Origin of the sequence: Klebsiella sp. K5-45, assembly GCF_030128605.1 — a bacterium.
GTDB lineage: Bacteria > Pseudomonadota > Gammaproteobacteria > Enterobacterales > Enterobacteriaceae > Klebsiella > Klebsiella quasipneumoniae.
Genome location: NZ_JAKUZW010000014.1, coordinates 32,975 through 45,477 on the forward strand (window position 1 = coordinate 32,975; position 12,503 = coordinate 45,477).

Sequence of the window (12,503 nt, forward strand, 5' to 3'; positions counted from 1 at the left end):
AAGGAACGATGAAGCTCACCGACGTGGCGATTGTTGCCGTAGAGGGCTTTAGCCCGTTTCATTACGCCGTTCCCTGCATGCTGTTTGGCGATTCGGTCTCTGAAAACAAACGCTTTAATCTGCACATTTGCGCCGAGCGACCGGGGCTGCTGCGCGCCCGCGACGGCTTCGCGCTGTACGCCAGCGGCGATTACGCCGTGCTGGAACAGGCGGATATCGTGGTGGTGCCTTACTGGGGCGAGGTCGACCGGCGCCCGCCGCAGGCGCTGCTTGATAGCCTGGTGCGGGCCCGGAATAACGGCGCGGAAATCGTCGGTCTGTGCCTGGGCGCGTTCGTCCTTGGCTACGCCGGGCTGCTGGACGGGAAACGCGCGGCGACCCACTGGGAGTTTGAGCAGGATTTTCAGCGCCGGTTTCCGCAGGTGCGGCTGGATATCAACGCCCTGTACGTCGATGACCAGCGGATCATTACTTCAGCGGGCACCGCGGCGGCGCTCGACTGTTGCCTCTACATCATCCGCCAGCGTTACGGCAGCCTCGCGGCCAACCAGATCGCCCGGCGGCTGATTGTTTCGCCGCACCGCGAGGGCGGCCAGGCGCAGTTCATCGCTCAGCCGGTGCCGAAAAATACCCGCGATGCGCGAATCAACTGCCTGCTGGATTATCTGCAGCAGCATATTGCCGAGCCGCATAATCTCGATTCGCTGGCCCGGGTGGTGGCGATGAGCCGCCGCAGCCTGACCCGCCACTTCGCCCGGGCGACCGGGATGAGCATCACCGACTGGCTGACCGCCGAACGCCTGCGCCGCAGCCAGAGCCTGCTTGAGGCGGGGGATCTGCCGGTCGAGCAGGTGGCGGAGGCGGTGGGTTATCTCTCTGCCGTCACCTGGCGTCAGCAGTTTAAGGCGCGCTTTGGCGTCAGTCCGACCGAATGGCGGCGTACCTTCCGCCGCGGCGCTTAGCCGCCGAGGGTCGCGCTGTCGATCACGAAGCGGTATTTCACGTCACCCTTGACCATTCTTTCCCAGGCTTCGTTGATCTCATCGCCGCGGATCAGTTCGATATCGGCGACGATGCCGTGTTCAGCGCAGAAGTCGAGCATCTCCTGGGTTTCCGCGATCCCGCCAATCATCGACCCGGCAATCGACCGGCGACGGATGATCAGATTGAACACTTCCGGCGACGGATGCGGTGTGGCCGGCGCGCCTACCAGCGTCATCGTGCCATCGCGCTTCAGCAGCGTGGTGAAGGCATCGAGACTATGCGGCGCCGCCACGGTGTTGAGGATGAAATCGAAGCTTTTGACGTGGGCCGCCATTTCCTCTTCGTTACGCGACACCACCACTTCATCAGCGCCTAGCGCTCTGGCCGCATTACGCTTGGATTCGGAGGTGGTAAAGGCCACCACGTGGGCCCCCATGGCGTGGGCCAACTTGATTCCCATATGTCCAAGGCCGCCAATGCCAACCACGCCGACTTTTTACCCGGCCCGGCGTGCCAGTGGCGCAGCGGCGAGTAGGTTGTGATCCCGGCGCACAGCAGCGGCGCGACGGCGGCCAGCTGCGCTTCGGGATGGGTTATCCGCAGCACGTAGTGTTCTTTGACCACGATCTGCTGTGAATAGCCGCCCAGGGTGTGGCCCGGCGCGTCCTGGGTCGGGCCGTTGTAGGTCAGCACCATATGGTCGCAGTAGTTCTCCAGCCCTTCAGCGCACTCCTCGCACTGTTGACAGCTATCGACCATGCAGCCGACGCCCACCAGATCGCCGACGGCGTAGCGCGAGACGGCCTCGCCGACCGCGGTGACCCGGCCCACAATTTCATGCCCCGGCACGCAGGGGTAGAGCGTTCCGGCCCATTCCGATCGCGCCTGGTGGAGATCGGAGTGGCAGACGCCGCAGTAGGCGATGGCGATCTGCACATCCTGCGGCCCCGGTTCGCGGCGGGTGATGGCCATTGATTCCAGCGGTTGGCTGGCGGAGTAGGTACCTATAGCGTTGATCAGCATAGCGAAACCTCTTGATTATATCGGTGTTAAAACGGGCGGACGGAGGTGAGCGTTTTTTGCGCGGTAAGGATAAGCGTAGCCTGGAGCGCCCGGGATGCGAGACGGGTAGCTCAAAGCGTTAAAACCGCTCCTCACCGGGTGAGGAGCAGACTTTTCAGGGGGCGACTGGCGTCAGATAGTCCAGGCGCAGTGGCTCGGCGAGCAGGGAATCCATCTCGCCAATAAAGGCCTGAAAGTAGGGTTGGTCGATATGCTCATCCAGCGCCTGCTGGTCACGCCAGGACTCCCGCATGTAGAAGGTATCCGGCGCGTCGCGCAGCTGGAACAGCGCGTAGTCAAGATTGCCCGGCTCTTGTCTCGTCGGCAGGAGCAGACCCTGCAGGACCTTGCGCAGCGCGTCCGTTTGGCCTGGTTTCGCCTTGAGCACGGCGAGAAGGGTTATCATCTTAAAATCCCTCCAGCACAATCTTGCCCACTGCGCGTCCGGTTTCCAGCTGGCGATGCGCTTTCTGCAGATTGTCGGCGGTGATAGCGCCGTAGTGTTCGCCGAGTGTGGTTTTGATCGTGTGGTTGTCGATCAGGGCCGCCACGCGGGTTAGCAACTGATGCTGGGCGATCATGTCATCCGTCTCAAACATTGAGCGGGTGAACATAAATTCCCAGTGCAGGGACAGGCTTTTGGCTTTCAGCGGCACCACGTCCAGGGTCTCCGGGTCATCAATCAGCGCTAGCTTGCCCTGCGGGGCGAGGGCGTCGATCAGCGCGTTGAAGTGCTGGTCGGTGTTGGTCAGGCTGGCGACATGGGTCACCGCGTTGATGCCGATGCGCGCCAGCTCGTCGGAGAGCGGCTTGCTGTGATCGATAACATGGTGCGCGCCCGCCTCGCGGACCCAGCGTTGGCTCTCCGGACGCGAGGCGGTGCCGATCACCGTCATGGCGGTCAGTTTGCTGGCCAGCTGGGTCAGGATCGACCCCACGCCGCCCGCCGCGCCGACGATCAGCAGCGTGTCGCCCGCGTTGCCGCCTTCCGTGACGCCAAGACGGTGAAACAGCAGCTCCCAGGCGGTGATAGCCGTCAGCGGCAGCGCGGCGGCGGAGGCGTTATCGAGGGTGCGCGGTTTGTGGGCCACCAGGCGCTCATCTACCAGCTGATATTCACTGTTGCTGCCGGCCCGGCCCAGGGCGCCGGCGTACCAGACCTCATCGCCTGGTGCGAACAGCGTCACTTCCTCACCGACGGACTGCACCACGCCAACGGCGTCCCAGCCCAGCACCCGCGGCGTGTCGCCCTGGAAGCCGGCGCGCACTTTGGTGTCCACCGGATTGACCGAGACCGCCTTCACGGCAACCAGCAGATCACGCCCGTGGGCGGAAGGGACCGGCAGGTCGATCTCGGTTAAAAAAGGGATATTGTCGCCGTCAGCGGCGGCTTGAGTAATGGCGATAGCTTTCATAACTGCTCCGGTCTGTGAATCGGGTGAATAAAGCGATGACGCGATAGTAGACCGGCGCCGGGAGGGGAAAAACGGGTTAACGGCAATAACAGTTATATGCAGAAAGTGAAAATCAGCCCACCTGATAGAAATCGAGCATCACCCCATCCTGAGTACGTCCGCCCGCGCAGATAAACAGCGAGGTGGTTAGCCAGCTGAGCGCGGGGGTATCCACCTCGAAGGTGGGGACGGTGCGAAAATAGATTTCTTCCGGCGGAATAGTGCTAAAAAAGCGCATATCGTCGGCGAACAGCTGGTCATGATAGCGGGCCGGCACCCGGCGAATACCGTTGTTTTCCACGTACACCGTTCCTTCCTCCACCTGCAGGGCATAGCGGGCGGATAGCCTGCACGTGCCGTCGGGCTCGATAATCTGGCTGTCGACGCCGCCGGGCAGCACGTGGCCGCGAAGTTGACCCGAAACGCTGCCGCCGAGAATCGGGATCAGCTGACGCTTGCCGGTTTGCGGACTGCGGGAAACGATTATCGGTTTATCAACCTGGATGGTAATGGAAAAACAGTGTCTCAGTTCGGGGGTCATCATGGCTCTCCTGTTTCGGTTGGCAACGGCACGCGGCCTTTGCGCCAGTGTAACGGGTTCGCAGGAGACAAAATAACGCAGAGTTTGGATGAAAATGATTGACTGGGATGATGGGTTTTGCGGCTCAGTTTGGTATGGCGTGGCGGTGGAGGAGGAGAGGCAAACTGGCGGAAGATCACAGGAGTTGAACCTGCCCGGGACCGCTGGCGGCCCCAACTGGATTTGAAGTCCAGCCACCTCACCGGAGATGACGATCTTCCGCGCCTCGATTGCTACATGGAGGCGGGGCGCATTATAGCTACTTTCAGCCGTTTACCACATACCTGAACGCACTTTTTTACTGTTAAAACTGGACTTTGCAGAACAGTCTGAAACAAATCCGTTCAAAATCCATGGGTTACACTTTTTCATACGCTTTCAGGCTACCGCGATCACAGAAAACAAGAAACGTAATCTGATAACGAGATATCGCAATTCATCTTCCTGCGGCAAAGGTTTACAAGAAATGTAACCGGTACCAATCCGTGGCGCCGCTAAGGGAATTGTGCCCATATGAAAGATCATATTTTGTCCGTCAAAGAGAAAATTGGCTACGGCATGGGTGACGCCGCCAGCCACATCATTTTTGATAACGTTATGTTGTATATGATGTTTTTCTACACCGATATCTTCGGCATCCCCGCTGGTTTTGTCGGCACCATGTTCCTGCTGGCGCGCGCGCTGGATGCGATCTCCGACCCGTGCATGGGCCTGCTGGCCGACCGTACCCGCAGCCGCTGGGGTAAATTTCGCCCGTGGATCCTCTTCGGTGCCATTCCGTTCGGCCTCGTCTGCGTACTGGCCTACAGCTCGCCGGACTTAAGCCACCACGGCAAGCTGATTTACGCTGCGGTAACCTACACGCTACTGACCCTGCTCTACACCGTGGTGAATATCCCTTACTGCGCGCTCGGCGGCGTGATCACCGACAACCCGACACAGCGCATCTCACTCCAGTCCTGGCGCTTTGTGCTGGCGACGGCAGGCGGCATGCTTTCCACCGTGCTGATGATGCCGCTGGTCAACGTTATCGGCGGCGAAGACAAAGCGCTTGGCTTCCAGGGGGGCATCGCGGTGCTGTCGGCAATCGCCTTCCTGATGCTGGCCTTCTGCTTTTTTACCACCAAAGAGCGTGTCGAAGCGCCGCCGAGCAGCACCTCGATGCGCGAAGATTTGCGCGATATCTGGCGCAATGACCAGTGGCGAGTGGTTGGCGTGCTCACCATTCTCAATATCCTCGCGGTCTGCGTTCGCGGCGGCGCGATGATGTACTACACCACCTGGATCATGGGCTCGGCGGCGCTGTTCACCGTCTTCCTCACCACCTACTGCGTCGGCAACCTGATTGGCTCGGCGCTGGCGAAACCGCTGACCGACTGGAAATGCAAAGTCAGCGTCTTCTGGTGGACCAACGCCATCCTGGCGGTGCTCAGCGTGGCGATGTTTTTCGTACCGATGAATGCCGAAATCACCATGTTCGTCTTTATCTTCGCCATTGGCGTACTGCACCAGCTGGTGACGCCAATCCAGTGGGTGATGATGTCCGACACCGTCGACTACGGCGAATGGTGCAACGGCAAACGCCTGACCGGCATCAGCTTTGCCGGCACCCTGTTTGTGCTCAAGCTGGGCCTGGCGCTGGGCGGCGCGCTCATCGGCTGGATGCTGGCCGGCGGCGGTTACGACGCCGCAGCCAAAACCCAGAACGGCGCCACTCTCACCATTATTATCGCCTTGTTCACCCTCGTTCCAGCGGTGTGCTACCTGCTGAGCGCGGCGATCGCCAAACGCTACTACACGCTGAAAACGCCGTTCCTGAAAAAAATGATGGCCGAGCTGGCCGAGGGCGCGCGTCGTAATGAACAAGATTTCGCAACAGCCCCGATCGACAAAGAATGGCAAAACTAAGAGGACGTTTTAATGAAAATCAGTGATGGAAACTGGCTCATTCAACCAGGGCTCACCCTGATCCAACCCGTACAGGTTTATGAGGTGGAGCAGCAGGGGAATGAAATGGTGGTCTATGCCGCGCCGCGCGATGTCCGCGAACGCGCCTGGCAGCTGGATACGCCGTTATTCACCCTGCGCTTTTTCTCCCCGCTGGAAGGGGTGATCGGGGTGCGTATGGAGCACTTCCAGGGCGCGCTGGATAACGGTCCGCACTACCCGCTGAACGTGCAGAACGACGTCAATGTCACCATAGAGGATACGGCCGAATTCGCCGAGCTGAAAAGCGGTAGCCTTAGCGTGCGCGTTACTAAAGGCGAATTCTGGGCGCTGGATTTTCTGCGCGACGGCGTGCGTATCACCGGTAGTCAGCTGAAAAACAACGGCTACGTGCAGGATAGTCAGACCCAGCGCAATTATCTGTTTGAGCGCCTCGACCTCGGTGTCGGCGAAACCGTCTACGGTCTCGGCGAGCGCTTTACCGCCCTGGTGCGCAACGGCCAGACGGTAGAAACCTGGAACGAAGACGGCGGCACCAGCACCGAGCAATCCTATAAAAACATTCCGTTCTACCTGACCAACCGCGGCTACGGCGTGCTGGTCAATCACCCGCAGCGCGTCTCCTTCGAGGTGGGCTCGGAGAAGGTCTCGAAAGTCCAGTTTAGCGTGGAAGGCGAATACCTTGAGTACTTCGTGATCGACGGCCCGACGCCGAAAGCGGTGCTCAACCGCTATACGCAGCTCACCGGTCGCCCGGCGCTGCCGCCGGCATGGTCGTTTGGTCTGTGGCTGACCACCTCGTTCACCACCAACTATGACGAAGCGACGGTGAACCGCTTTATCGACGGCATGGCCGAGCGCCAGCTGCCGCTGCACGTCTTCCATTTCGACTGTTTCTGGATGAAGGCCTTCCAGTGGTGCGATTTCGAATGGGATCCGCTGACTTTCCCGGACCCGGAAGGGATGATCAAGCGCCTGAAGGCGAAAGGGCTGAAGATCTGCGTGTGGATCAATCCGTATATCGGCCAGCGCTCGCCGGTGTTCAAGGAGCTGAGAGAGAAGGGCTATCTGCTGAAGCGCCCGGACGGTTCGCTGTGGCAGTGGGATAAGTGGCAGCCTGGGCTGGCGATATATGACTTCACCAACCCGGAAGCCTGTCAGTGGTACGCCGACAAACTCAAAGGCCTGGTGGCGATGGGCGTCGACTGCTTCAAGACCGACTTCGGCGAACGCATCCCGACCGATGTGCAGTGGTTTGATGGTTCTGACCCGCAGAAAATGCACAACCATTACGCCTTCATCTATAACGAACTGGTGTGGAACGTGCTGAAAGAGACCGTCGGCGAGAAAGAAGCGGTGCTGTTCGCTCGCTCCGCCTCGGTGGGCGCACAGCAGTTCCCGGTGCACTGGGGCGGCGACTGCTACGCCAATTACGAATCGATGGCGGAAAGCCTGCGCGGCGGGTTGTCGATCGGCATGTCTGGCTTCGGTTTCTGGAGCCACGATATCGGCGGTTTCGAGAATACCGCCCCGGCCCACGTCTACAAGCGCTGGTGCGCCTTCGGCCTGCTTTCCAGCCACAGCCGCCTGCACGGCAGTAAATCCTATCGTGTGCCATGGGCCTACGACGAAGAGTCCTGCGACGTGGTGCGCCACTTCACGCAGCTGAAATGCCGCATGATGCCCTATCTCTATCGTCAGGCGGCATTGGCCAATGAGTACGGCACCCCGATGCTGCGCGCGATGATGCTCGAGTTCCCGGACGATCCGACCTGCGACTATCTCGACCGCCAGTACATGCTGGGTGATTCAGTGCTGGTCGCGCCGGTGTTCTCCGAAGCGGGCGATGTGCAGTTTTATCTGCCGGAAGGGCGCTGGACGCATCTGTGGCATAACGATGAATTGCCGGGTAGCCGCTGGCATAAGCAGAATCATAATGCGCTGAGCCTGCCGGTCTACATTCGCGACAATACTCTGCTGGCGCTGGGCAACAATGACCAGAAACCCGATTATGCCTGGCATGAAGGCACCGCCTTCCAGCTGTTCCACCTCGAAGAGGGGCGCGAGGCGCGCTGTCAGGTTCCGGCGGCGGACGGTTCCACGATCTTCACCCTGAAGGCGAAGCGCCAGGGCAACACCATCGCCGTGAGCGGCGAAGGCGAAGCCCGCGGCTGGACGCTGTGCCTGCGCAATATCCAGCAGATAGCCGGCGTCCAGGGCGGCACGCAGACCGGCAGCGAATGGGGTGTGGTGGTGAGCGCCCAGGGTAATACGCTGACGATTACGTTGTAAAAGACTGCGTTAACGGCAGAGACCCTCTTCGCCTGGCGGAGAGGGTTTTTTATTCCATTTTTGTACAAAAAGTAATATTCATTTCAGTCTGGTGACTCAGGCCGCAGACGCCGTTGCTGAACGGTGATAGCGTATTCTGCCGCTGAGAGGAGCCCGCCATGGACGTAGAAAATATCTTTCGTGACGTGAAGCTAAGCAAAACGGAAATGACCGTGCTGCGCTTTATCCAGAACGACCCGGAGCAGTGTATCCGCCAGGGGGTCCGCGCCGTGGCGGAGCAGTGCTACAGTAATCCCTCCTCGCTGGTACGGCTGGCGAAAAAGCTTAAGTTCAGCGGCTGGCTGGAGCTGGTCTATTTCATCAAGTTCAATATCACCATGCCGAAGCTCGATGTCACCAACGATATCGACTATATGAGCATTCAGCCGGCGGAGGCGCTGACGCCACTGCTGGCAAGCCTCGCGCAGCAGCGCGTCCTGATCCACGGCAGCGGCTTTTCGCAGCTGATCGCCCAGTATATTTATAACAAGTTTCTCGTCACTGGGGTGAATGCCAGCCTGGCGCTGTGGCCGGATTACGAAATTCTTGAACAGAAAAACGCCGCTCGCTTCGACTCCATCTGGATCATTTCGAAATCCGGGCGCAGCAGCTCAGCGCTTAACTGGGTGAAGGCCCTGGAGGGGAAGGAGATTAATCTGGTCTGCTTTACCGGTGATTATCAGAGCCCGCTGGCCCAGGCTGCAGATACGGCGTTTATTATTTACGACCCGCAGAAGTTTGACGATGATATTTACTGGAGCAACCCGTTTTTCGGCTACTGCATCTTAGGCTTTGAGCGGCTACTGAAGATGTGGTTTACCCGCGTACGGAGCAATAGCTAGACCCGCTAAGCGCGGTGCGAGCGGGGGGAGTTCCCGGATGGCGGCTGGCGCCTTATCCGGGCTACCGGGTGATGCGGCTATTTGTCGGGTGGCGGCTTACGCCTGACCCGACCTACATAAAATAATAACCGCTCCGTTCGTAGCCCCGCTAAGCGTAGCGCAAGCGGGGGAATCCCATCGGCAGCAGGTTACCGCCAGGCGGCGAACTGCTCATCGTCGAGGTAGGCCTCGACCAGGGTTTTCGCCAGCGACCAGGAACCGATCAGCGGGTGCGCCATCAGCGCCCGCACCGCCAGCGACTTATCCTGCTGCAGGATCGCCGCAACCGCCAGCCGCTCATACTCTTTCACGCAGGAAATCATATTTTTCTGCGCCGTCGGCACCTTCACCGGCGTTACCGGCTTGAGACCCTCCCGGCTCAGGTCGCAGCTGATCTCAATCACGTCGTCAGGGCGCAAAAAGTCGAGCGTGCCATTATTCTGGATCGACACCACGATCCGCTTGGTGGTGGTGCTGTTCACCGCTTCCAGAATATCCAGCGCCACCCCGGCATAGCCGCCGGTGTCCGGCTCTTCGATAAACTGCCGCAGCGTCAGCGGCTCGCGGGTATGAAATTTCTCCTGCCGGGATTCGTTCTGCATATAGCTGTTTTCCCGGCGAAGGTAGTGTTGCATCCAGATATTGAAGGCGGCTTCCGGCTGCGTTCTGGCATCCACGGTGCGCAGCGCCTGGCGCATCTCCTGATTGATACGGGCGATCTGCTCCCCGCGCGTTTCGCCTGCCCCCTGAATCGCCTTCAGCGCCTCGTCGCGATAGTAATAATAATAGAGATATTCGTTGAGTAACTGGTTATCGCACAGCCGCACCAGTTCGGGTGAGAAATACTGCATCGCGGTCTTCTGGTACAGCGCCGGGCTGGCGATCAGCCGCTCGGTCACCGCTTCCCCGCGCACGGTGAAGTGGGTAAACCAGGAGAAATGGTTCAGCCCATAGCATTCCACGCTCAGGTCGCGCTCCTCACAGCCGAGGATCGCCGGCAGCTCACGAATCAGCTCGGAGGGGGCATCGCAGATCCCGTAGACCCGACGCTTAAAGCCGGACTTAACGATCGCTTCCGTCACCAGGCCTGAGGGGTTGGTAAAGTTAAACAGAATGGCGTCTTCGGCGGCATGCGCTTCGATCAGCCGGCAATAGTCGAGGATCGCCGGGATCGAACGCATGGCCATCGCGAAGCCGCCGGCGCCGGTGGTCTCCTGGCCGAGGGTGTTATGTTGCAGCGCAATGCGCTCGTCGCGAATACGGCTTTCATCACCACCGACCCGCAGGGTGGTAATAATATAATTGGCGTTTTGTAGCGCCGCGACCGGGTCGGTGGTGGTCGTGAAATGAATATCCGGGCGAATGGTCGTAAATACATAGCGGGCAATTTCGCCGAATATCGCCAGATTATCTGCAGAGTTATCTAGAAAAACCACCTCCGTTAAACCAATGCGGTGAGCATTATATGCCAGAGATTTCGCTAAAAATGCAGAGCGAACGCCGCCCCCGCCTAATACGGTTAATTTCATACAAACTCCTCATTAATTTTCTGCTAACCAGTTATCAACCCGGGAACGTACCTGTCCCACTTTTACGCCATAAATAACCTGAACCTCATTGCGATTGCGCACTACGCCGTTGGCGCCGGTATTTTTTAATTGCGCGTCATCAACCCGCGCCATATCGCGCACGGCCACGCGCAGGCGGGTAAAACAATTATCGACGGAGAGAATATTCTCCTTGCCCCCGAGACCGCGGATAATGTCATCGGTGACCGACTGCGGCTGCGCGACTTTCTGGCGATACTCCGCTTTGCTGTAGAGCTTCACGTTCTCGTCATCTTCCCGGCCCGGCGTTTTCAGATTCAGCTTCACCACCAGAGTGCGGAAAATCACGTAGTAGACGGCGAACTGGCCGATACCGATAAGGACATATCCCGGCCAGCGCGTTAAGGAGACCGGTAGCGGCAGGTTATAGATCAGAAATTCGATCAGGCCCGAGGCTCCCCAGGGGCGTACGGTGAAAAGGTCGCAAATGGCCTGCGAGGCGGCGGTTAACGTCGCATGGATCACCCACAGCAGTGGCGAGACAAACAAGAAGGTGAACTCAATCGGCTCGGTGATGCCGGTCAGCATCGAGGTGATAATCGCCGGCAGCAGAATCGCCTTGGCCATCACTTTTTTCTCCGGCTTCGCGGTGTGGTAGAACGCCCGCGAGGCGCCGGCCAGGCCGAAGATGGTGGTCATCCCTTGCTGTGAGAAGCGTAGGGCCTCATTCATCACCGGGGTCAGATCCGGATGGCGCATGTAGGCGAGAAAAATGGCCTGGGTACCGGAGACCACCTGACCGTCCACGTTCAGGGTGCCGCCAATCTGGGTGAGCTGGAAGGGTGACCAGACAAAATGGTGCAGGCCGGTCGGGATAAGAAATTTTTCAAAGAAACCATAGACGAAGACCCCGGCGACCCCAGCATTTTTCATAAAGCCGGTGAGGGCGGAGATGCCGTGGGTCATAAACGGCCAAATCCAGGTAAAGGCGATGGCGTAGAAGATAACCACCGGCGTCATCGCCACCAGCGTCAGCTTGGCGCCGCCGTACATCGACAGCGCGCCGGGCAGCTCAATGGTAGAGACTTTATTGTGCACCCACGCGATAGTGCAGCCGAGAATAATGCCAAGGAAAACGCCCATATCCACCACTACAAAGCCCAGCAGTTGGGTTTGCCCGGTGCCATAATATTCACCGTTAATTTTTTCGGCGAGTCCGTGGGTGTGTTCCAGCCAGGAGTGGTTGGCGCCAAGAAACATAATGAAGCACATCACCGCAACCAGCGCGACTTCGGTTTTTTTATCTTTTGCCAGGCCATAGCTAATACCGACGCAAAATAATAAGCCGAGGTTGCCAAATAGAGGCCAAAAGGTGTCGCCGAGCATCTGCCCAAGCTGGTGCAGGAAACTGGTTTCAGCAATTAATGTCGGATTAGTTAATACTGAACTGAGGGCCAGAATTAAGCCAATGACCGGCAAGAACAATACGGCGCCGATCATGGCCCGGGAGAATTTTTGCATATTCTCCAGAATACGCTGACGTATTTCAGGCATGATTGATCCTTTTATATTTTTGTAGGTACAGGGAGCGGTTTGTTTTTATCGACTTCCAGTATTTTGGTTATAGCAACTCTGATATTTGAAAGGAACCAGTAGCGGTAAATAGGCACAGATAGCCGCTTATTGCACACAGGTTTCAGAATGCTTGCAGACCCCC

9 protein-coding genes, 1 tRNA gene and 1 pseudogene are annotated in these 12,503 nt (G+C 58.6%); 4 read left to right on the top strand and 7 right to left on the bottom strand.

The window, feature by feature from the left end:
• Window positions 1–8: 8 nt before the first annotated feature.
• Window positions 9–962 (top strand): GlxA family transcriptional regulator, encoded by a 954-nt coding sequence (locus MKS11_RS23490; RefSeq protein ID WP_004205105.1) that lies wholly within the window; start codon window positions 9–11, stop codon window positions 960–962.
• Here MKS11_RS23490 and MKS11_RS23495 read toward each other — a convergent pair.
• From MKS11_RS23495 to MKS11_RS23515, 5 genes and pseudogenes are all read right to left on the bottom strand, one after another.
• Window positions 959–2,007 (bottom strand): annotated as a pseudogene (locus tag MKS11_RS23495) (NAD(P)-dependent alcohol dehydrogenase). The gene MKS11_RS23490 and the pseudogene MKS11_RS23495 sit on opposite strands and share 4 nt — an antisense overlap.
• Window positions 2,008–2,161: 154 nt before the next feature.
• Window positions 2,162–2,452, bottom strand: a complete 291-nt coding sequence (locus MKS11_RS23500) for a putative quinol monooxygenase (protein WP_004205103.1) — start codon at window positions 2,450–2,452, stop codon at window positions 2,162–2,164.
• Window position 2,453: 1 nt separating this feature from the next.
• The gene (locus MKS11_RS23505) at window positions 2,454–3,461 is read right to left on the bottom strand and encodes a zinc-binding alcohol dehydrogenase family protein (RefSeq protein WP_004205102.1); all 1,008 of its coding nucleotides are present in this window, start codon (window positions 3,459–3,461) and stop codon (window positions 2,454–2,456) included.
• 112 nt (window positions 3,462–3,573) lie between these two features.
• The gene (locus MKS11_RS23510; RefSeq protein WP_004205101.1) at window positions 3,574–4,041 is read right to left on the bottom strand and encodes a DUF3237 domain-containing protein; all 468 of its coding nucleotides are present in this window, start codon (window positions 4,039–4,041) and stop codon (window positions 3,574–3,576) included.
• A 165-nt stretch (window positions 4,042–4,206) separates the two neighbouring features.
• Window positions 4,207–4,301, bottom strand: a tRNA-Sec gene (locus tag MKS11_RS23515).
• Window positions 4,302–4,593: 292 nt separating this feature from the next.
• Here MKS11_RS23515 and MKS11_RS23520 point away from each other — a divergent pair.
• From MKS11_RS23520 to MKS11_RS23530, 3 genes are all read left to right on the top strand, one after another.
• On the top strand, window positions 4,594–5,988 hold the full coding sequence (locus MKS11_RS23520; protein WP_004205100.1) for a glycoside-pentoside-hexuronide family transporter: 1,395 nt from the start codon (window positions 4,594–4,596) through the stop codon (window positions 5,986–5,988).
• Between the two features lie 12 nt (window positions 5,989–6,000).
• The gene (gene yicI / locus MKS11_RS23525) at window positions 6,001–8,319 is read left to right on the top strand and encodes an alpha-xylosidase (protein ID WP_032456738.1); all 2,319 of its coding nucleotides are present in this window, start codon (window positions 6,001–6,003) and stop codon (window positions 8,317–8,319) included.
• Between the two features lie 158 nt (window positions 8,320–8,477).
• Window positions 8,478–9,200 (top strand): MurR/RpiR family transcriptional regulator, encoded by a 723-nt coding sequence (locus MKS11_RS23530; protein ID WP_087771072.1) that lies wholly within the window; start codon window positions 8,478–8,480, stop codon window positions 9,198–9,200.
• Window positions 9,201–9,388: 188 nt separating this feature from the next.
• Here the strand turns inward: MKS11_RS23530 and MKS11_RS23535 are convergent, their stop codons facing one another.
• The gene (locus tag MKS11_RS23535) at window positions 9,389–10,768 is read right to left on the bottom strand and encodes a maltose-6'-phosphate glucosidase (protein WP_004205096.1); all 1,380 of its coding nucleotides are present in this window, start codon (window positions 10,766–10,768) and stop codon (window positions 9,389–9,391) included.
• 12 nt (window positions 10,769–10,780) lie between these two features.
• Window positions 10,781–12,340 (bottom strand): PTS transporter subunit EIIC, encoded by a 1,560-nt coding sequence (locus MKS11_RS23540; protein WP_101865616.1) that lies wholly within the window; start codon window positions 12,338–12,340, stop codon window positions 10,781–10,783.
• Between the last annotated feature and the right edge of the window lie 163 nt (window positions 12,341–12,503).